General features: G+C 71.7%; 23 protein-coding genes and 1 pseudogene. 17 read left to right on the top strand and 7 right to left on the bottom strand.

The features are described from left to right. Positions 1–80: 80 nt before the first annotated feature. From ACIRVK_RS10310 to ACIRVK_RS10300, 3 genes are all read left to right on the top strand, one after another. Positions 81–1415, top strand: a complete 1335-nt coding sequence (locus ACIRVK_RS10310) for a wax ester/triacylglycerol synthase family O-acyltransferase (RefSeq protein ID WP_404245162.1) — start codon at positions 81–83, stop codon at positions 1413–1415. A 117-nt stretch (positions 1416–1532) separates the two neighbouring features. Further along, on the top strand, positions 1533–3026 hold the full coding sequence (locus ACIRVK_RS10305; protein WP_404245160.1) for an SDR family NAD(P)-dependent oxidoreductase: 1494 nt from the start codon (positions 1533–1535) through the stop codon (positions 3024–3026). A gap of 77 nt (positions 3027–3103) precedes the next feature. Beyond that, the gene (locus ACIRVK_RS10300) at positions 3104–3343 is read left to right on the top strand and encodes a hypothetical protein (RefSeq protein WP_404245158.1); all 240 of its coding nucleotides are present in this window, start codon (positions 3104–3106) and stop codon (positions 3341–3343) included. 17 nt (positions 3344–3360) lie between these two features. Here the strand turns inward: ACIRVK_RS10300 and ACIRVK_RS10295 are convergent, their stop codons facing one another. The 3 genes from ACIRVK_RS10295 to ACIRVK_RS10285 form a co-directional block, all read right to left on the bottom strand. Beyond that, entirely contained in the window at positions 3361–4176 is an 816-nt protein-coding gene (locus ACIRVK_RS10295; protein WP_404245156.1) for an SDR family oxidoreductase, read from the bottom strand. A gap of 25 nt (positions 4177–4201) precedes the next feature. Then, positions 4202–4597 (bottom strand): HD domain-containing protein, encoded by a 396-nt coding sequence (locus ACIRVK_RS10290; protein WP_404245154.1) that lies wholly within the window; start codon positions 4595–4597, stop codon positions 4202–4204. Between the two features lie 96 nt (positions 4598–4693). Then, entirely contained in the window at positions 4694–5914 is a 1221-nt protein-coding gene (locus tag ACIRVK_RS10285; protein ID WP_404245152.1) for a permease, read from the bottom strand. Positions 5915–6418: 504 nt separating this feature from the next. Between ACIRVK_RS10285 and ACIRVK_RS10280 the strand changes: the two genes are divergently transcribed. Together ACIRVK_RS10280 and ACIRVK_RS10275 are read left to right on the top strand one after the other, a co-directional pair. Further along, the gene (locus tag ACIRVK_RS10280; protein ID WP_106980896.1) at positions 6419–6592 is read left to right on the top strand and encodes a hypothetical protein; all 174 of its coding nucleotides are present in this window, start codon (positions 6419–6421) and stop codon (positions 6590–6592) included. A 70-nt stretch (positions 6593–6662) separates the two neighbouring features. Further along, positions 6663–7145 (top strand): GNAT family N-acetyltransferase, encoded by a 483-nt coding sequence (locus tag ACIRVK_RS10275; RefSeq protein ID WP_404245150.1) that lies wholly within the window; start codon positions 6663–6665, stop codon positions 7143–7145. Here the strand turns inward: ACIRVK_RS10275 and ACIRVK_RS10270 are convergent. Further along, positions 7126–8499: an amidase gene (locus ACIRVK_RS10270; RefSeq protein WP_404245148.1), complete on the bottom strand. Its 1374-nt coding sequence runs from the start codon at positions 8497–8499 to the stop codon at positions 7126–7128. The genes ACIRVK_RS10275 and ACIRVK_RS10270 overlap by 20 nt on opposite strands. A gap of 246 nt (positions 8500–8745) precedes the next feature. Between ACIRVK_RS10270 and ACIRVK_RS10265 the strand changes: the two genes are divergently transcribed. From ACIRVK_RS10265 to ACIRVK_RS10255, 3 genes are read left to right on the top strand one after another with little or no spacing between them, the layout of a single operon-like run. Then, positions 8746–11097, top strand: coding sequence for an alpha-L-fucosidase (locus ACIRVK_RS10265; RefSeq protein WP_404245146.1), 2352 nt, complete (start codon positions 8746–8748; stop codon positions 11095–11097). Further along, on the top strand, positions 11090–12940 hold the full coding sequence (locus ACIRVK_RS10260) for a family 20 glycosylhydrolase (RefSeq protein ID WP_404245144.1): 1851 nt from the start codon (positions 11090–11092) through the stop codon (positions 12938–12940). The genes ACIRVK_RS10265 and ACIRVK_RS10260 overlap by 8 nt, the downstream gene beginning before the upstream one ends. A gap of 19 nt (positions 12941–12959) precedes the next feature. Further along, entirely contained in the window at positions 12960–14510 is a 1551-nt protein-coding gene (locus tag ACIRVK_RS10255; protein WP_404245142.1) for an alpha-L-fucosidase, read from the top strand. A 23-nt stretch (positions 14511–14533) separates the two neighbouring features. Here the strand turns inward: ACIRVK_RS10255 and ACIRVK_RS10250 are convergent, their stop codons facing one another. Together ACIRVK_RS10250 and ACIRVK_RS10245 are read right to left on the bottom strand one after the other, a co-directional pair. Beyond that, entirely contained in the window at positions 14534–15154 is a 621-nt protein-coding gene (locus ACIRVK_RS10250) for a DedA family protein (protein ID WP_404245140.1), read from the bottom strand. A gap of 58 nt (positions 15155–15212) precedes the next feature. Continuing rightward, a pseudogene (locus ACIRVK_RS10245) lies at positions 15213–15692 on the bottom strand (GNAT family N-acetyltransferase). 28 nt (positions 15693–15720) lie between these two features. Between ACIRVK_RS10245 and ACIRVK_RS10240 the strand changes: the two are divergent. Next, positions 15721–16176, top strand: coding sequence for a DUF4231 domain-containing protein (locus ACIRVK_RS10240; RefSeq protein WP_404245138.1), 456 nt, complete (start codon positions 15721–15723; stop codon positions 16174–16176). A 9-nt stretch (positions 16177–16185) separates the two neighbouring features. Here the strand turns inward: ACIRVK_RS10240 and ACIRVK_RS10235 are convergent, their stop codons facing one another. After that, positions 16186–16887, bottom strand: a complete 702-nt coding sequence (locus tag ACIRVK_RS10235) for a FadR/GntR family transcriptional regulator (protein WP_404245136.1) — start codon at positions 16885–16887, stop codon at positions 16186–16188. Between the two features lie 164 nt (positions 16888–17051). Between ACIRVK_RS10235 and ACIRVK_RS10230 the strand changes: the two genes are divergently transcribed. The 8 genes from ACIRVK_RS10230 to ACIRVK_RS10195 are packed head-to-tail and all read left to right on the top strand — an operon-like array spanning position 17052 to position 25005. Continuing rightward, positions 17052–18125, top strand: a complete 1074-nt coding sequence (locus tag ACIRVK_RS10230) for a sugar ABC transporter substrate-binding protein (RefSeq protein ID WP_404245134.1) — start codon at positions 17052–17054, stop codon at positions 18123–18125. Further along, a complete protein-coding gene (locus ACIRVK_RS10225) occupies positions 18122–19726 on the top strand; it encodes a sugar ABC transporter ATP-binding protein (protein ID WP_404245132.1) in 1605 nt (534 codons plus the stop codon). Before ACIRVK_RS10230 ends, ACIRVK_RS10225 begins: the two co-directional genes overlap by 4 nt. Continuing rightward, positions 19719–20744, top strand: coding sequence for an ABC transporter permease (locus ACIRVK_RS10220; protein WP_404245130.1), 1026 nt, complete (start codon positions 19719–19721; stop codon positions 20742–20744). The genes ACIRVK_RS10225 and ACIRVK_RS10220 overlap by 8 nt, the downstream gene beginning before the upstream one ends. A gap of 32 nt (positions 20745–20776) precedes the next feature. After that, positions 20777–22126: an L-fuconate dehydratase gene (locus tag ACIRVK_RS10215; protein ID WP_404245128.1), complete on the top strand. Its 1350-nt coding sequence runs from the start codon at positions 20777–20779 to the stop codon at positions 22124–22126. After that, positions 22123–22878: an SDR family NAD(P)-dependent oxidoreductase gene (locus ACIRVK_RS10210; RefSeq protein WP_404245126.1), complete on the top strand. Its 756-nt coding sequence runs from the start codon at positions 22123–22125 to the stop codon at positions 22876–22878. Before ACIRVK_RS10215 ends, ACIRVK_RS10210 begins: the two co-directional genes overlap by 4 nt. Next, a complete protein-coding gene (locus ACIRVK_RS10205) occupies positions 22875–23864 on the top strand; it encodes an aldo/keto reductase (protein WP_404245125.1) in 990 nt (329 codons plus the stop codon). Before ACIRVK_RS10210 ends, ACIRVK_RS10205 begins: the two co-directional genes overlap by 4 nt. Further along, positions 23861–24175 carry an L-rhamnose mutarotase gene (locus ACIRVK_RS10200; protein WP_404245123.1) on the top strand — a complete coding sequence of 105 codons (315 nt, stop codon included), beginning with the start codon at positions 23861–23863 and terminating at the stop codon, positions 24173–24175. The genes ACIRVK_RS10205 and ACIRVK_RS10200 overlap by 4 nt, the downstream gene beginning before the upstream one ends. Then, the gene (locus ACIRVK_RS10195; protein ID WP_404245121.1) at positions 24172–25005 is read left to right on the top strand and encodes an amidohydrolase family protein; all 834 of its coding nucleotides are present in this window, start codon (positions 24172–24174) and stop codon (positions 25003–25005) included. The genes ACIRVK_RS10200 and ACIRVK_RS10195 overlap by 4 nt, the downstream gene beginning before the upstream one ends. The last annotated feature ends 14 nt before the right edge of the window (positions 25006–25019 follow it).

Here is a 25019-nt window from a genome sequence, read left to right as displayed (position 1 = left end):
CGTAGCTTGATCGTACTTGACCGTAATCGCTTGTCGGGGGTTGACTGCTGGCTCACCCTTCGTCGACGCGAGGCAAGCCATTGACTTCTGACCTGCTCGCTCCACTCGACCTGGCGTTCTGGAACATCGAGTCCGCCGAACACCCCATGCACCTCGGCGCCCTGGGGGTCTTCTCGGCGCACTCGCCCACCGCGGGCGCCCACGCCGCCGACCTGCTCGCCGCCCGGGCCGCGGCCGTGCCCGGGCTGCGGATGCGGATCAGGGACGTATGGCAGCCCTTCTCGTTCCGTCCGCTGGCCTTCGGCGGGGCCGCCCGTGAGCCCGACCCCGACTTCGATCCCCTCCACCACGTCCGGCTGCACGCCCCGACGGCCGATTTCCACGCGGACGCGGGCCGGCTGATGGAGCGTCCGCTGGAGCGGGGCCGGCCGCCGTGGGAGGCGCACGTGCTGCCGGGGGAGGACGGGGTCTCCTTCGCCGTGCTGTTCAAGTTCCACCACGCCCTCGCCGACGGGCTGCGAGCGCTGACGCTCGCCGCCGCCGTCCTCGACCCGATGGACCTGCCGGAGCGCAGGCAGCGCCCCCCGGAGCCCGCGCGGAGTCTCCTGCCCGACGTACGCAGGCTGCCCGGCCTTGTCCGGGGCGCCGTGTCCGACGCGGGCCGCGCCCTCGACATCGGTGCCTCCCTGGCAGTGTCCGGGCTGGGCGTGCGCTCCTCGGCGGCGCTCGCGGCCGAGCCCACCGGCAGGCGCCGCACCGCCGGCGTCGTCGTCGACCTCGACGACGTGCACCGCATCCGCAAGTCGGAGGGCGGCACCGTCAACGACGTGCTCATCGCGGTCGTCGCGGGCGCGCTGCGCCGCTGGCTGGACGAGCGCGGCGACGGCAGCGAGGGGGTGCGGCCGCGCGCCCTGATCCCGGTCTCCAAGCGCCGCCCGCGCACCGCCACCCCGCAGGGCAACCGGCTCTCCGGCTACGTCATACGGCTCCCGGTCGACGACCCCGACCCGCTCGGCCGGCTCGGCACGGTCCGGGCCGCGATGGACCGCAACAAGGACGCCGGCCCGAACCGGGGAGCGGGCGCCGTCGCGCTGCTCGCCGACCACGTGCCCCCGCTGGCCCACCGGCTCGGCGGGCCGCTGGTCAGCCAGGCCGCCCGGCTCTGGTTCGACATCCTGGTCACCAGCGTCCCGCTGCCCAGTCTCGGCCTGAAACTCGGCGGCAACCCGGTCACCGAGGTCTACCCGCTCGCCCCCCTGGCCCGCGGCCAGGCCCTCGCGGTCGCCGTCTCCACCTACCGGGGCCACGTCCACTACGGCCTCGTCGCCGACGCCGAGGCCGTACCGGACCTGGACCGGCTCGAGGCTGCCCTGACCGCCGAGGTGCGGACCCTGATCGAGGCCTGCGGGTCCTGAGCCCGGACCAGGTCTCCGTGACGGGTTTGGAGGAGGGGGGCGGCGCTCCGTAAAATCCCTCCTTCGACAGCGGGTGCCATCGGAGCGCCGCTCGGTGATCAGGGAAACGGCAGCGCGATGACGGTGACAGACGAAGGCTCGGCGACCATGGACGAGGTCGTGTACGGGCCCGGTATCGACCCGGAGCGGCTCGCCGTCTGCCTCAGCGTGCTGGCGGAACTCGACAAGCTGGAGGTCGACCACCCGGACGCGGTCGCCGTGCGCCGCGCCACCGCCGGCGTCTACCGCACGGTCAAGCAGCGCCGCCGCCAGGAGCGCCGGGCTGCCAAGACCGCGCACGACAAGGCGGTCACCGAGGCCACCGCGACCGGCTCCGCCCAGCGCATCGACGACGAGACCGAGGGCATCCTGCCCTCCTCGGTGACCGAGGACGGGCAGATCGCGGGGATACTCCAGCGCCCCCGCTCCTGCTACACCTGCAAGACCCGGTACGTCGAGGTCGACTACTTCTACCACCAGCTCTGTCCCGACTGCGCGGCCCTGAACCGCGCCAAGCGCGACGCGCGGGCCGACCTCACCGGCAAGCGCGCCCTGCTCACCGGCGGCCGCGCCAAGATCGGCATGTACATCGCCCTGCGGCTGCTGCGGGACGGCGCGCACACCACGATCACCACGCGCTTCCCCAAGGACGCCATCCGCCGCTTCAAGGCCATGGACGACTCCTCGGACTGGATACACCGCCTGGAGGTCGTCGGCATCGACCTGCGCGACCCCGCCCAGGCCGTCGCCCTCGCCGACCAGATCGCCGAGGCCGGCCCACTGGACATCCTGATCAACAACGCGACGCAGACCGTACGGCGCCTGCCCTCGGCCTACGCCGCCCTCGTCGACGGCGAGAACGCTCCGCTGCCCGCCGGTGAGCTGCCCGCCCACCACGTGATCGGCGCCTTCGACTCCGGCGCCGTCGACGGCCTGGCCGCCCTGCCCCTGGGCAGCAGCGGCCTCGACGCCCAGCAGGTCGCCGACCTCGCCCTGGTCGCGGGCAACGCCAGCGTGGCCCGGCACCTCGACGGCACGGCCATCGACGCCGGCGGACTCGTCCCGGACGTCGTCGACACCAACACCTGGGTGCAGACCATCGAGCAGATCTCCCCGGTGGAACTGCTCGAGACCCAGCTGTGCAACTACACGGCCCCGTTCATCCTGATCAGCAAGCTGCGCCCGGTGATGGCCGACGCGGCGCGGAACGCGACGAGCGGCCGCGCCTACGTCGTGAACGTCTCCGCGATGGAGGGCGTCTTCGGCCGTGGCTACAAGGGCGCGGGCCACCCGAACACCAACGCCGCCAAGGCCGCGATGAACATGGTGACCCGGACCAGCGGCCAGGAGATGTTCCAGACCGACGGCATCCTGATGACCTCGGTCGACACCGGCTGGATCACCGACGAGCGCCCCCACTACGACAAGCTGCGCCTGGCCGAGGCGGGCTTCCACGCCCCGCTCGACCTGGTCGACGGGGCCGCGCGGGTCTACGATCCTATTGTGCGCGGCGAGCAGGGCGAGGACCTGTATGGCGTCTTCCTGAAGGACTACGCGCCCGGGAAGTGGTGATCCGCGGATCGTGCGTGTGGCCCGGCGCCCGTCGGGAACCCGGTCCCTGGTGAACACCGCGCCAGGGAGTGTGACCAATGAGCAGTCCGCACGGTATTGATCCGCGAGCGCACGACGACCCGCGCAACCGCTACCCGACGGATGAACAGTTCTACCGCAGCGACCGCCCCGAGGGGGCCGAGCTGCCGGAGGACCGGCCACGCGGTGGCGCCGGCGGGGACACGCAGCCCCTGAAGCACCGCGGCACGTGGGGGACGGTCGCGCTCGTCGCCTGCATCGTCCTGTTGATCATCCTGGGTATCGCCCTGTTCCCGTGAGGGAGCCACAGCCACCGTCATGAGCGAGGTGGTGCGTATGAGCGAAGGCGGTCGTGGACGGCGTACTCCGGCCCGGGGTACGCCGTCCTGACGCGGGTGCCCCCGTCCACCAGCAGATCCGCCCCGGTGATCCACTCCGCCGCGTCCGAGGCCAGCCACACCACGGCCCGCGCGACGTCTCCGGGCTCCCCGATCCGTCCGAGCGGCAGCCCGGCAGCCAGTTGTTCCTCGCCCGGCTCCCACACGAACCGGGCCATCTCGGTGCGCACCAGCCCGGGGGAGACGGAGTTGACCCGCACCCGGGGCGCGAGTTCGCCCGCGAGCTGCCGGGTGAGGTGCAGCAGGGCCGCCTTGCTGGTGCCGTACGCGCCGACGTTCGGCCCGACATGCCCCGCGCCCTCGGTGCAGACGTTGACGACCGCGCCGCCGTGTTCCCGCATCCATGCCCGCCAGGCGCCCTGCACCAGCCGCAGGGGCGCCTCGACGTTGACCGTGAAGGCCGTGCGCCACGCCTCGGGATCGGCGTCCATGAGCGGACCGTACGGCTGGTTCGTCGCCGCGTTGTTGACCACGACGTCGATCCGGCCGAAGGCGCTCATGGCGGCCTCGACGACCTCGCGCGGATGCCCCGGGTCGGCGACGCTGCCGCTCACGCCGACGCCGTCCAGCTCGGCGGCCGTGCGCCGCACGTCGGCGGCGTTGCGCGCGGTCACGCACACCCGGGCCCCGGCAGCGGCCAATTGCCCGGCCACCGCCCGCCCGATTCCGCGCGTCCCGCCGGTGACGACGGCGGCCTTCCCCTTCAGCCCGTCCGGTGCGTACGACGATCCCATCGCCGTACCGTCTCATGACGGGCCGTCAGTCGACAGCCCCCAGACGGGAGTTGTGCGCGGCGACCAGTTCCAGCACGGTGCGCCAGTCCTCCAGGACGCCGGCGTCGATGCAGGCGGTACGGCTCTCCTCGTCCGCGAGCCGCAACCGCAGCAGGTCGTCGTCGGAGGCGGGGCCGTGCCGGCGTACGAGCCGGTAGACGCGCTCGCCGAGCAGGGGCCGTACGGCGTCGGCCGCGCGCTCGGCGCGGCGGGCCTCGTCGCCCGGGCTGATCACCTGCCCGATGTCGTGCACCAGGCCCGCCACCTGGAGTTCCTTGTCGGCGGGGCGGCTGCGGCGCAGCAGCGCCGCGGTGCGCAGCGCGTGCTGGTGCCGGCACGCGTACAGCAGATCCATCAGCTCCTCGACACTGCGCAGCTCCATGCGCCAGTCCTTCCGCCGGACGAGCCAAATGCCGTCCGTCAGCAGATCATGGCCGTGTTTCGATTCGGCCAACGGGACCTGAACTGCGCGGCCACTTCAGTGCGAGCCGTGCTGGTCGTGGTGGTGCGTGTGCTGCTCGTGGTGCGTGTGTCCGGTGTGGCCGGAGTGCCCGGCCTCCTCCTCCGTGCCGGGGGCTCCGCCCATCATCCGCAGCATGGCGGCCCCTCCGGTGCGGGCGAAGCGCCACACGAGGACGGCCGCGAGCAGCAGGAACGCGATGTTGAGCCAGGTGGTGTAGTTCCAGGAGACGCCCTCGTCGGGGATCTTGGCGGCACTCTGGTCCGGGACCAGTCCGAGGCCGCCGAAGACGAGCTCCACCAGGTAGCCGGCGAGGACCATCGCGGCGTAGAAGGTCGCCAGCAGGAAGGCCGTCATTCGCAGGCCGTAGTACTTCCGGTAGATGTTCAGGATCGGCAGGATCAGCAGGTCGGCGAAGATGAACGCGATCACCCCGCCGAAGCTGATGCCGCCCTTCCACAGCACCACGGCCAGCGGCACGTTTCCGATGGAGCAGACGAACGAGGCGATGGCCACCAGCGGGCCGAGGAGCGGGCCGACGATCTTCGCGGCGAGCGGATGCCCCTCCAGGAAGAAGGACTGCCAGAAGGAGTCGGGCACCCAGGCCGCGATCGCCCCCGCGATCAGCAGCCCCACCACCAGGTCGCGCAGGATCGCCGCCCACTCCATGACGAACACGTGGGCGACGGAGGTGAACCCGTCCCGCGACAGCAGCCGCCGCACGAACGACCCCTCGCCGCCGACCGACATGTCCATCCCGGCGTGGCCCTCCATGGACCCGGCGAGCCCGCGCTCGGCCTGCTCGCGGGCCTGGCGCAGCAGACGCTCGCGCAGGAAGATCCGGAACAGCACGGCGAGCAGCACGATCATCACCGGACCGCCGGTGAACTCGGCCAGGGTGAACTGCCAGCCCATCAACAGGGCCAGGATCACGCCGAGTTCGACCACCAGGTTGGTCGAGGCGATCTCGAAGGCCATCGCGGCGGTGAAGTTCGCGCCCTTGCGGAACAGGGAACGGGCGAGGGCGACGGCCGCGTAGGAGCAGGACGAGGAGGCGGCGCCCAGGCCGGCCGCCAGGGTCAGGGTGCGTGGCCGGTCGTCGCCCAGCAGCCGTACGACCGTGGAGCGGCGCACCACGGCCTGTACGACGGCGGACAGCGCGAAGCCCAGCACCAGGGCCCAGGTGATCTCCCAGGTCATCGAACCGGTGATGGAGAGCGCGTGGAGGATCACGTCCATGAGGTCTCAGCCCTTCCGGTGTGACATCGTCCCGCGTGACTATACCCCCTAGGGGTATCAAGGGAAGAGGGTGGTGGGAGCGGGACCGTTGTTGTCGGCATTCGACAAAGGAGGGGGGAGGGTGTGGTCCTGGAACGCCATCGCGGCGTCGCGGTCCCGGGGCGGAGGATGGATGACGTCCCGGATGCCAGGCTGTGAGCCGAACGAGTGACGCCGCAGGGGGATGAAACAGGGCGACTTGCAACAGTAACCCCAAGTTTTCAGCCCCATAGAGCGGGGGGCCGCTCATTTGGTTAATCTGGAGGGGACGGACAGTACCACCGGGTCCCACCCACACCCACGTCCGTCCCGGGGCAGGCCGGCAGACAACGGCCTGTTCTCTTACGAGTTACCGGCGCCACCGCGTCCGAACTGCTTTCGACTCACACCCGAGCGGGCGTCAGGCGCCGGACCGTGGAGCGTCCGGCACGCCCCGAGGGTGACCCGACACATAAGGAGTGCGCGGTGACACCGGAGAAGACGAATCGCGAACAGCGCCCCAAGGAACGCACCGAGCGCGCCGGCCGCCGGCCCGGCGAGCTCGGCAGCCTGGACGTGTGGGCCCGGTCCGCCCCCATCCGCCTGGCGGGCTACGAGGACGACCTCGCCGAGCCCCACATCCTGCCCAGCGTCGACTAGTGCCGCGGCACTAGGACCTGCGCGGGACTCTCGCGATCGCCCACCGCATGGGCGTGCCAGACTCACGCCCATGCACATCAGGGAAGCCGCGGCCGGCGACTGGCCGCGTATCTGGCCTTTCTGGCACCGCGTCGTCGCCGCCGGCGAGACCTACACCTGGGACCGGGCCACCTCCGAGGAGGTGGCCCGGTCCCTGTGGATGAACCCGGCCAAACGCGTCTACGTCGTCGAGGACGAGACCGGCGCGATCGTCGCCTCCGCCTTCATCACCCCCAACTACGGCGGCCCCGCCGCCCAGATCGCCAACGCCGGCTTCATGGTCGACCCCGACCACGCGGGCCGTGGCATCGGGCGCGCCCTCGCCGAACACGTCCTGGCGGCCGCCAAGAGCGACGGCTACCGGGGCATGGTCTTCAACGCGGTCGTGGAGACCAACCCGGCCGTGAAGCTGTGGCTGTCACTGGGTTTCACGATCCTGGGGACGGTGCCCGAGGCCTTCGAGCACCCGACGCACGGCCGGGTGGGCCTGCACATCATGTACCGGGCGCTGTAGGGAGCCGGCCCTGGTCCAGCGGCGCCGTCCGCTGCCACGGATGCAGCTTCTCCAACTGCTCCGCCAGCTCCAGCAGGGTGGCCTCCGAGCCGGGGCGGCCCACGAGCTGGACGGCGCAGGGGGCGCCCGAGGGCAGGGTGCCGAGGGGGACGGACATCGCCGGCCAGCCGGTCAGGTTCCACGGCGGCGTCAGCGGCGAGTAATTGGTGTTGGCGAGGACGTTGGCCAGCCAGCCCTTCTCGTGCCACGCCACCGCCTCAGGGGAGCGGCGGGCGAGCGCGGGGGTGAGCAGGACGTCGTACTCCTCGAAGAACGGTTCCATGCGGCGGCGCAGCCGTTTCCGGCTGTCGCCGCCCCTGACGCTGCTCAGGAAGCGACGGCCGACGGCCGCGTGCGTCCGGGTGCGCCGGGTCAGCAGCCGCGGGTCGAGGCCCTGGGCGTCCACGGCCGTGCCCGCCGTCCAGTGCGCGAGGGAGGTCGTGCTCAGCGAGGCGGGGTAGGGCGGGTCCGCGCGGCGCACCTGGTGACCGGCCTTGATCAGGACCTCGGCCGCGTCCCGGGCGGCCGTGGCGTACGGCCGGCTGACGGTGACGCCGACCAGGGGGCTGCGCAGGGAGACGGCGACCCGGCGCATGCCCGGCTCGGACGGCCGTACCGCGCCCGGGTCCGCGAGGACCGACAGCATCAGGCGCGCGTCCTCGACGGTCGTCGCGAGGGGGCCGTTCTCGGACATGCCGAACCAGTCACCCTCGCTGATGCCCGCCGGGACCACGCCGTGGCCGGGCTTGATGGTGACGAGGCCGCAGTTGGCGGCGGGGATGCGCAGGGAGCCCATGCCGTCGTTGCCGAGGGCGATCGGCGTGAAGCCGGCGGCGACCGCGGCACCGCTGCCGCCGGAGGAGCCGCCGGCCGTGCGGGTGAGGTCCCACGGGTTGCGGGCGGTGCCGTGTACGCCCTCGGTGGTGCCGAAGACACACAGCTCGGGCACGTTCGTCAGGCCCACCACCACCGCGCCCGCCGCCCGCAGCCGGGCCACCGTGACATGGTCCTCGGCGGCCGGCGTGTCCGGGGTCGCGGCGGAGCCGACGCGGTTGGACTCGCCGCGCACGGCGAGGTTGTCCTTGACCGCCACCGGCACGCCGGCCAGCGGCAGTTCGGCCAGATCGCCGCGCGAGCCCACCTCGTCGGCCTCGGCGAGCGCCGCCTTCGCCCGGACGACCCGGAAGGCGCCGACCCGCCCGTCCAGCCGCTCGATCCGGTCGAGGTGCTCGGCGACCACCTCGCGGGGCGTGGCCCGCTTCTCGCGTACGGCGGCGGCGATCTCGGTGGCGGTCCGGCCGACCCAGCTGGTCACGGGGGCTCCTCGGAGGTGCGATGCGTGGCTACTCGTGAGTATGGGAGCACTCTGCCCCGCCGCGCGCCCGGCGTCGAGAGCACCGGCGCTTGGACATTCGGGCGGCTCTTCTTGGACTTTTCGCGGGCCGCCCGTCACTGACCCGCAGGTCATCGGATCACTGGGGTAACTGTGGCCTGTTCCTGACGCATTGACAGGCTCAGGAGCCAGCCCAATGATCAGACATCCGATGAATGGGAGCCGCTGATGAGTCCCTGTCCAAGACGTCAGGTTCTGGGTGCCGCGGTGGCCGTCACCGCCGCCGGCGCCCTTCCCCTCTCCGTGGCGAGCGAGGCCCGCGCCGCCGAGTCGGTCGCCGGCTCGGGCGCACCGCGGTGGGTTCCCGTCCCCGACCCGGTCCCCGTCCCGCTCGACTCCCTGTTCGACAACGACGGCATCGACACCGCCACCGCCCGCGGCGGCGACTTCGACGGCTCCGGCTACACGTTCCCCGGCGAGGAACTGCCCGCGGGCCGCGTCGAGGTGGACGGCGTCCCCTTCGACTTCCCGTCCTCTGCGGCGGGCGCCAGGAACAACGTGGTCGCGCTCGGCCAGCGCGTCGAGCTGCCCCGGGGCCGCTATCTGTCCGCCGCCTTCCTCACCGCCGGCAGTTACGGCGACGCCTCCGGGAAGGCCACGGTCCACTACGCCGACGGGACGACGTCCACCGCCGGCCTGACCGGCGCCGACTGGTACGCGGCGGGCGGCTCGCTGTCGGCGCCCTACCGCTACCAGCCGGACGGCACCAAGGACGCCCACAGCGTCGGGATCGGCACCTCGCAGGTGTGGACCGACCCGCGGCGTGAGGCCGTCGCCGTCACCCTGCCGGTCATCAACCCCGCCGAGGCCGGCAAGGCCGCCCTGCACGTCTTCGCGCTCACCCTCCAACCGGCCGCCCAGGGGCGGGCGTTGGCCCTGCACGACGTCCACTCCACCAGTTCCCTGCTGGAGTCCAGCGGCGCCCAGAGCATCGAGGCGACCGTCGTCAACGCGGGCACCTTCGCGATCCTGGCCGGCGACGAGGTGTCCGTCCACGTCGACGTCCCCGGCGCCCGTACCGTCGAGCCCGCCCGGGTCCGCCGCCTCGACCCCGGCGAGCAGGCCCGCGTCCGCGTCGGCATCCGCAACCGCGCGGGCACCGCGCCCGGAACGCGGCGGGACGGTTCGGTGAGCGTCACGGGACGAGGCAGGCAAGTCACCTCCCAGCAGCGCTCGTTGACTCTCGGAACCGCCGACTACCAGCCCACCGAGGCCTCGTTGGACGGCCACCAGGCGCCCTACTGGTTCCAGGGCGCCAAGTTCGGCATCTTCATCCACTGGGGCGTCTACTCGGTGCCCGCCTGGGCCCCGGTCGGCAAGCAGTACGCCGAGTGGTACTGGGACCAGATGCAGGACCCCAACAACCCCACCTACGCTCATCACCGGGACACCTATGGCGCGGACTTCGCCTACGACGACTTCATCCCGCGCTTCACGGCGCAGCACTTCGACCCGCGCGCCTGGGTGGAGCTGTTCCGGGACGCCGGCGCCCAGTACCACGTCCTGACCTCCAAGCACCACGAGGGCTTCGCGCTGTGGGACACCAAGGTGTCCGACCGCAACGCCGTGAAGATGGGCCCGAAACGGGACCTCGTGAAGGAACTGTTCGAGGCGTCGCGGCGGTACGCCCCCGAACTCCACCGCGGCCTCTACTTCTCCATGCCCGAGTGGTTCAACCCGGACAACCCCTGGATGGGCCACGCCCCGCGCAACCCGTACACGCTCGCCCCCGTCCCGTACACCGGATACACCGCGGGCAAGGACTATGTGCGGGACTACCAGGCCCCGCAGATGCTCGAACTGATCCACGGCTACGACCCGGAGATCATCTGGTGCGACATCGGCGGCGTGAACGACAGCCCGCACGTCCTCGCCGAGTACTTCAACCACGCCAAGAACCGGGCCCGTCCGATCGACGTGACGGTCAACAACCGCTCCGGCATCGCCTTCCACGACTTCACGACCCCCGAGTACACGACGTACGACAACACGGTCGTCGCCAAGTGGGAGTCCAGCCGCGGCCTCGACCCCTTCAGCTACGGCTACAACCAGGCGACCCCCGACGACTCCTACATGACGGCCGAGGAGGTCGTGCACAGTCTCGTCGACATCGTCTCCAAGAACGGCAACTTCCTGCTCGACATCGGCCCGCGCGCCGACGGCACCATCGCGCCGATCCTCCAGACCCGGCTGCGGGAGACGGGCGCCTGGCTGAAGGTCAACGGCGAGGCGGTCTACGACACCACGTACTGGTCCCGGATGGCGCAGCTCGGGGCCGACCTGCGGTTCACCGTCCGCCCGAACGAGGCCTTCTACATCCACTCCCTGACCCGGCCCGGCGCCAAGCTCACCGTCGAGGCACCGGTACCGGTCCGGCCCGGCGACCGGGTGACCATGCTCGGCCACGACCGGCCGCTGAGCTGGACGGTCAGCAAGGGGGCCCTGGTGATCGACGTACCCGAGACAGCCCGTAAGGCGGGAGCGCACGTGTGGGTCTTCAAGGTGGACTGGCATGGGTGAGGTCAGGAAGCGACTGCTGCGGCTGCTCGGCGTCACGGCGGTCCTGACGCTGCTGGTGACGCCGGTCCAGGCGGTCGCGCGAGACGCACAGCCGACGGCGCCGGTCACCGTGCCGGCTCTGACCGACTGGACGCCGGGGCACGGCAGTTACGCGTACGGGAAGGGTGTGCGGCTGGTCGCCGACAGCCCGGCGGGGCGGCGGGTGGCCGACACGCTCGCCGACGACCTGCGGGCAGCCGGCCACGGCAGCGTCCCGGTCGTCCCGGGTGGTGCCCGCGCCGGGGACATCGTGATCGACGTCCGCCCCTCCCGGGGCGCGCTGGGGGCCGAGGGCTACGAACTCAGCGCCGGCCGGCGGCTGTCGGTGACCGGTGCCACCGAGACCGGCGCCTTCTACGGCACCCGCACCCTCCTCCAACTCCTCGCGCAGGGCGACCGGATACCCGCGGGGCGCACGGTCGACGTACCGCGCTACCGGGAGCGGGGCGTGGGCGTGTGCGCCTGCTATATCCACGTCTCGCTGCCCTGGCTGGAGAACCTGGTCCGGGAGATGGCGTACCACAAGCTCAACCAGTTGCTCCTCGAACTCAAGGTGAAGAGCGACGCGCACCCCGAGGCCGACACCTGGGGCTACTACACCAAGGACGAGATACGCCGGCTCGTCGCGCTCGGCGACAGGTACCACGTCGAGATCATCCCGGAGATCAACTCCCCGGGCCACATGGACCCGTGGATCGAGAACCGCCCCGACCTGCAGCTCACCGACTCCGACGGCAACAAGCAGCCCGCCCGCCTCGACGTCACCCAGCAGGCCGCCTTCGCCTACTACACCAGCCTGATGGACGAGTACGCGCAGGTGTTCACCGCGAAGTCCTGGCACATGGGTGCCGACGAGTACATGCTCGGCTCCGACTACGCCAAGTACCCGCAGATGCTGAGGTACGCGCAGGACAAGTACGGTCCGAACGCCACTCCGCAGGACGCTTACGTGGACTTCATCAACCGTGTCCAGGCCTACGCCGCGAGCAAGGGCAAGCGGCTGCGCATCTGGAACGACGGGTTGACCGGCGCCAACACCGTGCCGGTGGCGGCGGGGACGACCGTCGAGCACTGGCTGAACGTGGCCGTGAAACCCAGCGCTCTGATCGCGCAGGGCTACCAGGTGGAGAACGCCGCCTACTCGCTGTACCTGGTGCGCGGCGGCTTCCACAGCGACACCGGGTCGCTGTACGACCAGAGCTGGGACCCGCGCAGCTTCGAGGGCGAGAAGGTGGCCTCCAGCAAGGGCGTCACCGGCGCGAAGATCAGCCTCTGGCCCGACAACGGCAGCGGTGAGACGGAGAACGAGGTCGCCGTCGAACTCTGGCCCGCGCTACGGCACATCGCGCAGGCGACCTGGGGTGACCCGCGTCCCGACGCCACCTACGCCGGGTTCACCGCCCGCGCCACGGCCGTCGGGCACGCGCCCGGCCGGCGGGACCTGACGCGGCTGCCCGTGGCGGACGGCACCTACACCTTCCGTACGACCGGCCAGTCCTTCACGGCCCGGCTCACGCGGACCGCCGACGGATACGCGAGCCTGCGCTCCGCCGACGGCTGTCTGGAGATCAGCGGCGGCAAGCTGACGCTGAACGCGCCGCTCCAGCCGGGACTCGAGGCGAGCCGGCAGCCCTGCGACGCCACCTCCACCCTGCAGCGCTGGCAGCTGACCCGGACGGCCGGCGGCTACGAGCTCGTCGACGCGATCACGCAGATGGCGCTGACCGTGACCGACGACGGCCGCATCGTCCAGTACCCGCCGGACCAGCGCCCGCCCGCCGTCTGGTACCTCACCATCCACTGAACCGAGGAGTCCGATCCCCATGGCCCTCTCCAGACGCCTCTTCGTCACCTCGGCCGCCCTGTCGGTCTCCGCGCTCGCCACCTCCGGCCTCCCCGCGGCCGCGGCCCCCTCCGCGAGCGCCTCCGACGACCGTTCCCGCATCCCCGTCAGCCCCGACGACACCCCGGACGAGCTGGTCCGCAAGGCGTCCCGAGTCCGGCCCACCGCACGGCAGATCGCCTGGCAGGCGCTGGAACAGACCGGGTTCCTGCACTTCGGCGTGAACACCTTCACCGGCCTGGAGTGGGGCACCGGCGACGAGGACCCCGATGTCTTCCAGCCGACCGGGCTCGACACCGACCAGTGGGCCCGCGCCCTGCGCGACGGCGGCTTCCGGCTCGCCATCCTCACCGTCAAGCACCACGACGGCTTCGTGCTCTACCCGTCCCGGTACACCAGGCACACGGTGGCCTCCAGCAGTTGGCAGGACGGCCACGGCGACGTGCTGCGCTCCTTCGCCGACTCCATGCGTCGGCACGGCCTCAAGGTCGGCGTCTACATCTCGCCCGCCGACGAGAACCAGTATCTGCACGGCGTCTACGCCAACGGCAGCGCCCGCACCCCGCGCACCATCCCCACCCTGGTCCCGGGCGACGACCGCACCCCGGACCGCTTCTACACCTTCCAGGGGACCGACTACGGCGCCCACATGCTCAACACGCTCCACGAGGTGCTCACCGAGTACGGTCCCGTCGACGAGGTGTGGTTCGACGGCGCCCAGGGCCACATCCCGCCCGACAAGGTGGAGAACTACGACTGGGACAGCTGGTACGCCCTGGTGCGCACCCTCGCCCCGGACGCCGCGATCGCCGTGACCGGCCCCGACCTGCGCTGGGTCGGCAACGAGGACGGGCTGGCGCGCGAGAACGAGTGGAGCGTCATCCCGGTCAAGGAGAACCAGTACGGGCGTACCGACTGGGCGCTGTCGTACGACACCGCCGACGAGGGCAGCCGCGCCGTGCTGGTGACGGCCCAGCCGAAGACGGACTACCTCCAGTGGTGGCCCGCCGAGTGCGATGTGTCCATCCGCGACGGCTGGTTCTACCACTCGGACCAACTCCCCAAATCAGTCGACGACTTGACGAAGATCTGGTTCGGCTCGGTGGGCCGCAACTCGGTCCTGCTGCTCAACGTCCCGCCGGACACGGACGGCCGGCTGCACGACACCGACGTCGCCCGGCTGCGGGAGTTCCGCGCCCGCATCGACAGCGAACTCCCGCAGGACCTGGCCCGGGGGGCGCGCACCACGCGCACCGCGAGCGGGATCACCGTCGACCTCGGCCGTGCGCGGGAGGTCGACCGGGTCCGCCTGGCCGAGGACACCCGGCACGGCCAGCAGGTCGAGAGCTTCGTCGTGGAGGCCTGGCTCGACGGTTCCTGGACGCAGGCGGCCGCGGCCGGAACGATCGGCGCGAGCCGCATCCTGCTCCTGCCGGCGCCGGTACGGGCCCAGCGCTGGCGACTGCGGGTGACGGGCGCGCGGGGCGCCGTGCACATCGCCGGGTTCGGGCTGTACCGGTCGCAGGTCTGACGGCACATCCGAGCGGAGCGGTCTCAGTCCCCGCTTTCTGCCCGGTCCCGGCGATGCCGGCGGATCCGCCAGACGACCAGGGTCACCAGCGCCAGGGCCGCCACCACCAGCGCCAGGGTCTTGCCGATCAGCCCCTCGGCCCGTTGGTAGGCGGCGCCCAGCGCGTACCCGAGGACGGCGTTGCCGACGCCCCACACCAGGCCGCCGAGCGCGTTGTAGAGGAAGAACCGGCGGTACGGCATGTTCGAGGCGCCCGCCAGCGCCGGGACCAGGGAACGGAAGAGGGCGACGAACCGGCCGATGAAGACGGCCGCGGGGCCGCGCCGGAGGATGAGGTCGCGTGCCTTGTCCGCGCCGTGGGCGTGCCTGCGCAGCAGGCGGCTGTGCAGGACCGGCGGCCCCAGCCGGCGGCCGAGCGCGTACCCGACGCCGTCCCCGGCGATCGCCGCGAGGACGACGGCGACGGCCAGCCACACCAGCTCGACCACCCCCTGGCGGGCCAGCACCCCACCGACGATCACCGCGGTCTCGCCCGGCAGCACGAACCCGAGGAAGAACGCGTCCTCGGCGAAGACCAGCCCGACGACCACGACGTACACCACAGGCCCGGACAGATGTTCGAGCCAGTGAGTGAGAGCGCTCATCCGCTGACTCCCTTCGCAGCAGCCGACGAGTACCCACCAGGGCCGGGGGCCTCCTCGGCTAACCCTTCCGGCCCGGCTTCCATTCCTGGGCGAGGAGCCCCAGCACCACCTCGTCCAGGAACTCGCCCAGTACCCAGGCCGCGGAGCATCGCGGTGTCGTCGGACAGGGTCTCGATCTGGAGGCGCTGCAGGCCGCGGACGACGAAGCCGTAATGGCACAGGACCGCGACCCCGTCGGTGCCGTAGCCCTCGCCGCGGGAGGAGGGCAGCAGGCCGAGTCCCATGTGGGCCGAGCGGTTGTGGTTGGCGATGCCCCAGAGCACCGCCGCGCCGATCAGTGTGCCGGCGCCCAGCTCCACCACGGAGAACCGGACGTGCTTCTCGTCCAAGTCGTCCGCCACGAGACGCGGATCCTTCGAGCGGGGGGTGACCGGCCGCCAGGGCCGCCCTCCGCGCGCGAGGAGTTGACCACGTCGTCGTAGGGCTCGGTTCGCAGGGCCGGTATGTCTTCCTCGTGCCGGGACCCGGGCAATCCAATAAGCCGCCGTCTTGGGCATGATGTGCCGATGAGCAGAACAACGGCCGCCGGCCGGGACTGGGCGTCGGAGCCCGACCCGGTACTGGCGCTCGCGCAGCGGGACTTGGTCTTCTACGGGCGCACCCGGGACCGGTCGCGTCGGATGCACTACGCGACGGAACTCGGTGCCCTCGTCGCCACCTCCTCGACGGTGGTGGCGGCCGGGCTGCACGCTCCCGCGTGGCTGACGGCGCTGATCGCCGGCGGTGCCGTCTTCTTCACCGGCGTGCGCCAGCTCTTCAACCCGGGGGCGCGCTGGGTCGTGTGCGGCCAGTCCCACGAGACGCTGCGGCGCGCCGTCGACCGCTACCGGCTGCTGCCGCCGGAGGAACGCGACGCGACGGCCCGCGCCGCCCTGCGGGCGACCATCGAGGAGGTGGGCGCCAACGAGCTGCGGGAGTGGTCCGAGACCCAGGCCCAGCACACCGGCCCACCGAGCGCCTGAACCGGCGGCCTACGCTCCGAGCTGCGCCCGCAGCCATTCCTCCACCTCGCCCACGTGCGCTGCCGCCGCCGCTCGTGCCGCTTCCGGGTCGTGGGCGACCAGGGCGCGGTGGATCGCCGCGTGCTCGCGGCGGGTGCGGGCGAAGGCGCCCTCCTCCTGGTAGCCGCGCCACACGCGGGCCCGGAACGTCCGCGAGGAGAGGCCCTCCAGGATCGCCGCCATGGTGTCGTTGCCGGCGGCCATGGCGATCTCGCGGTGGAAGGCGAGGTCGTGGGCGAGGATCACCTCGGGGTCCTCGGTGGCGTTCATCGCGGTGAGGTGCTTCTCCACCTCCGCGAGCTGGTCCGGCGTGATGCGGGCCGCCGCCAGCGCGGTCGCCGTCGACTCCAGGATCCGCCGCACCTCCAGCAGTTCCACCAGACGCGGGCCGCGCGAGAGGTCGGCCACCACACCGAACGTCTCCAGCAGATCGCCGGCCTCGAGCTGGGTGACGTAGATGCCGGAACCGTGCCGGGCCTCCAGGACGCCCAGCACCGTCAGCGCACGGATCGCCTCCCGCATCGAGCTGCGGGAGATTCCCAGCTGGGCGGCGAGATCGCGCTCGGTGGGCAGCCGCTGGCCCGGCTCGAGGCGGCCCTCCGCGATCAACGCCTTGATCTGCTCGATGGCGCGCTGCGTCACGGTGCCCTTCTGTGGGGCTGTCTCGTCCACGCCGTTCCTCCACTCACCGGGTGCGCCGAAGTCTAACCGCCAAGGTGGTCCGACCACTACGGCCTGAATCTGCGAAAATCTGGCGCGGAAGGGTGTTGTAGCGAGCGAGTGGTCTGATAAGTATGCCGTCATCTGCTCGAAGACGCTCAACGAGGAGCCGCCAGATGCACGGCAGGACAGTGGGCAAGCGGAACAGAATGCGGATGGTCGCGGCGGTCGCCGTGGCCGCGAGCGCCTCGCTCGCGCTCGCCGCGTGCGGAAGTACCAAGGACACGGCTGGTTCCGGCAGCGCCGGAGGCGGCGGCACCGGCAAGGTCGGGGTGATCCTGCCCCTGCTGACCTCGCCGTTCTGGCAGTCGTACAACGACTACGTGCCGAAGATGGCCAAGTCCCAGGGCGTCGACGCGCTGAAGACGGTCAACTCCAACAGTGACCCCTCGCAGCAGATCACCGACATCAACAACCAGCTCAACCAGGGCGTGAAGGGCCTCGTCGTGGCCCCGCTGGACAGCGCCGCCATCGAGGCCGGCCTCGCCCAGGCCGACCGCAAGGGCGTGCCGGTCGTCGCCGTCGACGTGGCGCCCGACAAGGGCAAGGTCGCCATGGTCGTGCGCGCCGACAACGTGGCGTACGGCACGAAAGCCTGCGACTACCTGGGCCAGCACGTCACCAGCGGCAAGGTCGTGCAGATCATGGGCGACCTGGCCTCGGTCAACGGCCGGGACCGCTCCCAGGCGTTCCGGTCCTGCGTGAAGACGAAGTACCCCAAGCTGAAGGTCCTGGAGATCCCCGCCAAGTGGGAGTCCGACACGGCCGCCTCCCAACTGGGCACCCTGCTCAACGCCAACCCCGACATCAAGGGCATCTACATGCAGGCAGGCGGCGTCTACCTCGCCCCGACCCTGCAGACCCTCAAGGCGAAGGGGCTGCTCAAGACGGCCGGCACCGCGGGCCATATCACGATCGTCTCCAACGACGGCATCCCGCAGGAGTTCGACGCCCTCCGCAAGGGCGAGATCGACGCGACGGTCTCCCAGCCCGCCGACGCCTACGCCAAGTACGGCATGTACTACATCAAGGCGGCGATGGAGGGGAAGACCTTCAAGCCGGGCCCGACCGACCACGACTCGACCATCGTCCGGCTGCCCAACGGCATCCTGGAGGACCAACTGCCCGCGCCGCTGGTCACCAAGGACAACGTCGACGACCCCAAGCTCTGGGGCAACACGGTCAAATGAGCGCCCAGGAAACCCCGGCCGTACCGCTCGTCGAGGCGCGGGACGTCGTCAAGCGGTACGGCCCCACCACCGCCCTCGCGGACGGCCGGCTCACCGTGCTGCCCGGCGAGTCCCACGCCCTCGTCGGCCGCAACGGTGCCGGCAAGTCGACGCTGGTGAGGGTCCTCACCGGCCTGGAGGCGCCCGACGAGGGTACGGTCCGCTTCGACGGCGAGCCCGCGCCCCCGCTCACCGACCGCGACGCGTGGCGCCGCAAGGTCGCCTGCGTCTACCAGCACCCCACCCTCGTTCCGGAACTCACGGTTGCCGAAAATCTCTTCATGGCGGAGATTCACGCCGCCAGGTCGACACGCCTCAACTCCAGGGTCGGCCGGGGGTCCGGGGGTTGTCCCCCGGATAAGCACAGCATCAACCGGCAGCCCCTGCAGAGGGGGTTCATCAGCTGGCGGAGGCTGCGCGGCGAGGCCGCCCAGCTCCTCGACACCTGGGACGTCCGGGTCGACCCGGACGCGCGCACCGCCGACCTCAAGGTCGAGGACCGTCAAATGGTGGAGATCGCCCGGGCGTTGAGTTTCGGCGCCCGCTTCATCATCCTCGACGAGCCGACCGCCCAGCTCGACAACCGTGAGATCGAGCGGCTGTTCAGCCGGATGCGCGCACTCCAGGACTCCGGCGTCACCTTCCTTTTCATCTCGCACCATCTGCAGGAGGTGTACGAGGTCTGCCAGACCGTCACCGTCCTGCGCGACGCCCGCTGGATCACCACGGCCCCGGTCGCCGACCTGCCGAGGGCGGCGCTGGTGGAGGCGATGGCGGGGGAGTCCATCGAGGCGATCGCCGAACAGGGCCTGCGGGAAAGGGCCGTCGACGAGGCGGCACCCGTCCTCCTCGACGCGCGCGGGCTCAGCTCGCCGACGTACGAGGACGTCGACCTGACCGTGCGCCGCGGCGAGGTCGTCGGGCTCGCCGGCTCCAGCGCGAGCGGCAAGATCGAACTGGCGGAGGCCTTCGCGGGCCTGCGCACACCGACCGGCGGAACGGCCCTGCTCGACGGCGAACCCATGAGGTTCGGGTCCGTGCAGGCCGCCCTCACGGCCGGAGTCGGCTGCGTGCCGCGTGACCGGCACGAGCAGGGACTGGTCGCCGGGATGACCATCGGCGACAACGCCACCATGAGCGTCCTCGACCGGCTCGGCCGCTTCGGCTTCGTCGGCACCGACCGCCGGCGCGGCTTCGCCGCCGAGCTGATCGACCGCCTCGACATCCACGCCGAGGGCCCCGAACAGCCGGTCTCCGACCTGTCCGGAGGAAACGCGCAGAAGGTCGTCATGGCCCGCGCCCTCGCCTCCGAACCCCGGCTGCTCGTCCTCATCAACCCCACCGCGGGCGTCGACGTGAAGTCCAAGGAGTCGCTGCTCGCCCGCGTCGACAGCGCCCGCGAGGACGGCACGGCCGTCCTGGTCGTCTCCGACGAACTCGACGACCTCAGGCGCTGCGACCGCGTCCTCGTCCTCTTCCACGGCCGTGTCGTCGCCGAGCACCCGGCGGGCTGGCGCGACCACGAGCTGATCGCCTCCATCGAAGGAGTTGACCATGGCTGACACGAAGGCTCCGCCGGTGAAGCCGGTGAGGGTGCCCGACGCCCGGTCGGCTCGGGCCGTGCTGGTGCGCCGGGCACGCGAACTCGCCCTCGTCCCTGCGCTGTTGCTGCTCCTCGTGCTGGGCGCCCTGCTGAACGACTCGTTCTTCACCCAAGCCACCCTGATCTCCATCCTGGCCTCGTCCGCCGCGCTCGCGATGGTGGTGCTCGCCGAGTCCCTGGTCCTCATCACCGGCAAGTTCGACCTGTCGCTCGAGTCGGTGGTGGGCATCGCGCCGGCGGTCGCGGCGCTCCTGGTGCTGCCGGCCGCCCAGGCCGGCTGGGGGAGCGAACTCCCCGCCTGGCTGGCCCTGCTGGCCATCCCCGTGGTGGGCGCGGTCATCGGCGCCTTCAACGGCATCCTGGTGGTGAAGGTGAAGCTCAACGCTTTCATCGTCACGCTGGCCATGCTGATCATCCTGCGCGGACTGCTCGTCGGCGCCACCAAGGGCAAGACGCTGTTCGGCATGCCGGACGCGTTCTTCTCGCTGGCCACCTCCACGTTCCTGCGCATCCCGCTGTCGGTGTGGGTCGCCGCCGCCGCCTTCGCCGTCGCCGGCGGGATCCTCAAGTACCACCGCGTGGGCCGCTCGCTGTACGCCATCGGCGGCAACCTGGAAGCGGCCCGCGCCGCGGGCATCCGCGTCGACCGTGTCCGGCTCGGCGTCTACGTCGTCGCCGGTGTGCTCGCCTCGCTCGGCGGCCTCATGTACACCGGCTACGTGGGCGCGATCGGCGCCAACCAGGGCCAGAACATGATCTTCACGGTGTTCGCCGCGGCCGTCATCGGGGGCATCAGCCTCGACGGCGGCCGGGGCACCATGTTCGGGGCCCTCACCGGCGTGCTGCTGCTGGGCGTGGTCAAGACCATGCTCACGATGGCACAGGTGCCGTCGTTCTGGATCGACGCCATCTACGGCGGGATCATCCTTGTCGCTCTCATGATCGCCCGCGTGACCACGGGCCGCGCCCAGGACTGACCCCCTCCCAGCCCCCGACCGAAAGGCCCTCCGTGTCCCCGACGCCCGGCCCCCCTCGCCGCATCTCCGCGCTCGACACCTACGACATCCGGTTCCCGACCTCGCGGGAGCTCGACGGCTCCGACGCGATGAACCCGGACCCCGACTACTCGGCCGCGTACGTCGTGCTGCGCACCGACGCCGAGGACGGTCTCGAGGGCCACGGTTTCACGTTCACCATCGGGCGGGGCAACGATGTCCAGGTCGCCGCGATCCACGCGCTGCGCCACCACGTGGTCGGACGGTCCGTCGACGAGCTGTGCGCGGACCCCGGCACCGTGTACCGCGACCTCATCGGCGACAGCCAGCTGCGCTGGCTCGGTCCCGAGAAGGGCGTGATGCACATGGCGATCGGCGCGGTCACCAACGCCGTGTGGGACCTCGCCGCCAAGTGCGCCGACAAGCCGCTGTGGCGGCTGCTCGCCGAGGCCGACCCCGAGTGGCTGGTCGGCCAGATCGACTTCCGCTACCTGACGGACGCCCTGACCCCCGACGAGGCGCTGGACATCCTGCGCCGTGGCCGGCAGGGCGCCGCCGAGCGGATCCCCCGCCTGCTGGAGCGGGGCTACCCGGCTTACACCACCTCGGCCGGCTGGCTCGGCTACAGCGACGAGAAGCTCACCCGGCTCGCCGCCCAGGCGGTCGCCGACGGCTTCACGCAGATCAAGCTGAAGGTCGGCGCCGATCTGGCGGACGACATCCGCCGCTGCCGGGTGGCCCGCTCGGTCGTCGGCCCCGACGTCCGGATGGCGATCGACGCCAACCAGCGCTGGGACGTGGCGGAGGCCATCCGCTGGACCAGGGCGCTGGCCGAGTTCGACCCGTACTGGATCGAGGAGCCCACCAGCCCCGACGACGTCCTCGGCCACGCGGCGATCCGGGAGGCCGTCGCGCCGGTGAAGGTGGCCACCGGCGAGCACGTGCAGAACCGGATCGTGTTCAAGCAGCTGCTGCAGGCCGGCGCCCTCGACGTGGTGCAGATCGACGCGGCCCGCGTCGGCGGGGTCAACGAGAACCTCGCGATCCTGCTGCTCGCCGCCAAGTTCGGCGTGCCGGTCTGCCCGCACGCGGGAGGCGTCGGCCTGTGCGAACTCGTCCAGCACCTGTCCATGTTCGACTACGTGGCGGTCACCGGCACCACCGAGAACCGGGTGATCGAGTACGTCGACCATCTGCACGACCACTTCATCGACCCGGTGGTGATCCGCGAGGGTCACTACAGGGCACCCACCGCGCCCGGCTTCTCGGCCGCCATGCGTCCCGAGTCGATCGCGCGGTACACCTTCCCCGACGGCGATTTCTGGGTCGCCGACCTCGACGCGAAGAAGGGACAGGCGGCATGACCGACTTCGAGGGGCTCAAGGCCCTGGTGACCGGCGGAGCCTCCGGCATCGGACGGGCCACGGCGGAACTCCTCGCCGCTCGCGGCGCCCAGGTCGCCGTCCTCGACCTCGACCCGTCCGCGGTGGACAAGCCGCTGCTCGGGTACCGGGCGGACGTCACCGACGACGCCTCGGTACGAGCGGCGGTGGCGGCCGCGGTCGCCGACCTCGGCGGCCTCGACGTGGTGGTCAACAACGCGGGCATCGGAGCCCAGGGCACCGTCGAGGACAACGACGACGCCGAGTGGCACCGCGTCCTCGACGTCAACGTGGTCGGCATGGTCCGCGTCACCCGCGCGGCCCTGCCGCACCTGCGGGAGTCCCGGCACGCGGCGATCGTCAACACCTGCTCCATCGCGGCGACGGCCGGACTCCCGCAGCGGGCCCTGTACAGCGCCACCAAGGGGGCCGTGTACTCCCTCACCCTCGCCATGGCGGCCGACCACGTCCGCGAGGGCATCCGGGTCAACTGCGTCAATCCCGGCACGGTGGACACCCCGTGGGTCGGCCGCCTGCTGGAGCGGGCCGCCGACCCGGCCGCCGAGCGCGCCGCCCTTCAGGCCCGCCAGCCCACCGGCCGGCTCGTCACGGCCGCCGAGGTCGCCGGTGCCGTCGCCTACCTGGCGAGCCCCCTGTCCGGCGCCACCACCGGCACCTCCCTCGCCGTCGACGGCGGCATGCAGGGCCTGCGCCTGAGGCCGGTGGGGCAGTGAACCGGCTCGGCAGCAGCGACGTCGAGGTCAGCGCCCTGGGCTTCGGATCGGCCGCCATCGGCAACCTGTTCACCGAGGTGAGCGAGGACCAGGCCCACGAGGCGCTGTCCACCGCCTGGCAGCAGGGCATCCGCTACTTCGACACCGCCCCGCACTACGGCCTCGGCCTGTCCGAACGCCGCCTCGGAGCGGCCCTGCGGGAGCGACCGCGCGCGGAGTACACGATCTCCACCAAGGTCGGCCGTCGCCTGGAACCCGTCACGGAGGCCACCGGCGACGACCTGGACAACGGCTTCGCCGTCCCCGCGACGCTGCGCCGCGTCTGGGACTTCAGCGCGGACGGCGTACGACGCACCCTGGAGGCCAGTCTGGAGCGGCTCGGCCTCGACCGCGTCGACGTCGTCTACCTGCACGACCCCGACGACCACGCCGAACAGGCCTTCCGGGAGGGCTACCCGGCGCTGGAGCGGCTCCGCTCCGAGGGCGTGGTCGGGGCGATCGGTGCGGGCATGAACCAGGCGGAGATGCTGACGCGCTTCGTCCGCGACACCGACGTGGACGTGGTGCTGTGCGCCGGCCGCTACACGCTCCTCGACCAGCGGGCGCTCACCGAGCTCCTGCCGGCCGCCGAGGAACGCGGCAGGTCCGTCGTGATCGGGGGCGCCTTCAACTCCGGTCTGCTGGCGGACCCGAGACCGGGCATGACGTACGACTACGCGACCGTGACCCCGGAGGTGCTGGAGCGTGCCCTGCAGCTGAAGGAGATCGCGGAACGCCACGGCACCACGCTGCGCGCCGCCGCCCTGGCCTTCTGCGGAGCCCATCCGGCAGTGGCGAGCGTTCTGGTGGGTGCGCGTTCGGCCGACGAGGTACGGGACGCGGCCGAACAGTTCGCGAGCCCGGTGCCGTCCGCCTTCTGGCACGAACTGCGCGACAAGGCGCTGGTGCCCGCCGACGCCCCCGTACCCGCGGAGGACCTGTCATGAGAGTCGCCCTGCACACCAAGGTCCGCGCGGACCGCGTCGCCGAGTACGAGGCCGCCCACCGCGAGGTCCCGGAGGAACTGACCGACGCCATCCGGGCGGCCGGCGCCACCTCCTGGACCATCTGGCGCAGCGGCACCGACCTCTTCCATGTCCTGGAGTGCGAGGACTACGCCCGCCTCCTCGCCGAGCTGGAGAAACTCCCGGTCAACGTCGCCTGGCAGGCCCGGATGGCGGAGCTCCTCGACGTGGTGCACGACTACTCCGGCGAGGGCGCGGACGCGGGGCTGCCCGTGGTGTGGGAGCTGCCATGACGGTGGACGCCCACCACCACGTCTGGGACCTGTCGGTCCGGGACCAGGACTGGATACCCGAGGACAGTCCGCTGCGCCGCACCTTCACGGTCGCCGACCTCGCCCCCGAGGCACGGGCGGCCGGAGTCGACCGCACGGTCCTGGTCCAGACGGTCACCGTGCCCGAGGAGACCCCGGAGTTCCTGGCCCTCGCCGCCGGCCACGACCTGATCGCCGGCGTCGTCGGCTGGGTCGACCTGACCCGGCCGGACATCGCCGACGAACTCGCCCGCCTGCGCGACGTGCCCGGCGGTGACCACCTCAAGGGCATCCGCCACCAGGTCCAGGGCGAGCCCGACCCCGAGTGGCTCCTGCGCCCGGACGTACGCCGGGGCCTGGCCGCCGTCGCCGCGGCCGGTCTGGTCTACGACCTGGTCGTCCTGCCCCGGCAGCTCCCCGCCTGCGCGCGGGTGGCCGCCGCGCTGCCCGAACTCACCTTCGTCCTCGATCACCTGGGCAAGCCGCCCATCGCCTCGGGCGCCCTCGACCGCTGGTCCGCCGACCTCGGCGCGCTCGCCGCCCTCCCCAACACGGTCGCCAAGCTCTCCGGCCTGGTCACCGAGGCGGACCCCGCCGCCTGGAAGGTCGACGACCTCCGCCCGTACACCCTCACCGCCCTGGACGCCTTCGGCCCGCACCGCCTGATGTTCGGCTCGGACTGGCCGGTGTGCACCCTGGCCGCCACCTACGCCGAAGTCACCGACAGCGCGCGGGAGCTGCTGGGCGGCCTGGGGGAGCAGGAGCGCGCGGAGGTGTTCGCGGGGACGGCGACACGCGTGTACGGTCTGTGACGGGCGGATCGCCC

It is taken from the genome of Streptomyces sp. NPDC101152, from assembly GCF_044768275.1.
GTDB lineage: Bacteria > Actinomycetota > Actinomycetes > Streptomycetales > Streptomycetaceae > Streptomyces.
Note: the sequence above shows the minus strand (reverse complement) of the source record. Positions and strands in the feature narration are given on the sequence as shown.

Bases quoted from the DNA above. Each gene is read 5' to 3' on its own strand.
- ACIRVK_RS10260 (WP_404245144.1), top strand. From the start codon at position 11,090: ATGGGTGAGGTCAGGAAGCGACTGCTGCGGCTGCTCGGCGTCACGGCG.
- ACIRVK_RS10295 (WP_404245156.1), bottom strand. From the start codon at position 4,176: ATGGGATCGTCGTACGCACCGGACGGGCTGAAGGGGAAGGCCGCCGTC.
- ACIRVK_RS10210 (WP_404245126.1), top strand. From the start codon at position 22,123: ATGACCGACTTCGAGGGGCTCAAGGCCCTGGTGACCGGCGGAGCCTCC.
- ACIRVK_RS10250 (WP_404245140.1), bottom strand. From the start codon at position 15,154: ATGAGCGCTCTCACTCACTGGCTCGAACATCTGTCCGGGCCTGTGGTG.
- ACIRVK_RS10265 (WP_404245146.1), top strand. From the start codon at position 8,746: ATGAGTCCCTGTCCAAGACGTCAGGTTCTGGGTGCCGCGGTGGCCGTC.
- ACIRVK_RS10290 (WP_404245154.1), bottom strand. From the start codon at position 4,597: ATGGAGCTGCGCAGTGTCGAGGAGCTGATGGATCTGCTGTACGCGTGC.
- ACIRVK_RS10220 (WP_404245130.1), top strand. From the start codon at position 19,719: ATGGCTGACACGAAGGCTCCGCCGGTGAAGCCGGTGAGGGTGCCCGAC.
- ACIRVK_RS10225 (WP_404245132.1), top strand. From the start codon at position 18,122: ATGAGCGCCCAGGAAACCCCGGCCGTACCGCTCGTCGAGGCGCGGGAC.
- ACIRVK_RS10255 (WP_404245142.1), top strand. From the start codon at position 12,960: ATGGCCCTCTCCAGACGCCTCTTCGTCACCTCGGCCGCCCTGTCGGTC.
- ACIRVK_RS10240 (WP_404245138.1), top strand. From the start codon at position 15,721: ATGAGCAGAACAACGGCCGCCGGCCGGGACTGGGCGTCGGAGCCCGAC.
- ACIRVK_RS10300 (WP_404245158.1), top strand. From the start codon at position 3,104: ATGAGCAGTCCGCACGGTATTGATCCGCGAGCGCACGACGACCCGCGC.
- ACIRVK_RS10195 (WP_404245121.1), top strand. From the start codon at position 24,172: ATGACGGTGGACGCCCACCACCACGTCTGGGACCTGTCGGTCCGGGAC.
- ACIRVK_RS10305 (WP_404245160.1), top strand. From the start codon at position 1,533: ATGACGGTGACAGACGAAGGCTCGGCGACCATGGACGAGGTCGTGTAC.
- ACIRVK_RS10200 (WP_404245123.1), top strand. From the start codon at position 23,861: ATGAGAGTCGCCCTGCACACCAAGGTCCGCGCGGACCGCGTCGCCGAG.
- ACIRVK_RS10230 (WP_404245134.1), top strand. From the start codon at position 17,052: ATGCACGGCAGGACAGTGGGCAAGCGGAACAGAATGCGGATGGTCGCG.
- ACIRVK_RS10275 (WP_404245150.1), top strand. From the start codon at position 6,663: ATGCACATCAGGGAAGCCGCGGCCGGCGACTGGCCGCGTATCTGGCCT.
- ACIRVK_RS10285 (WP_404245152.1), bottom strand. From the start codon at position 5,914: ATGGACGTGATCCTCCACGCGCTCTCCATCACCGGTTCGATGACCTGG.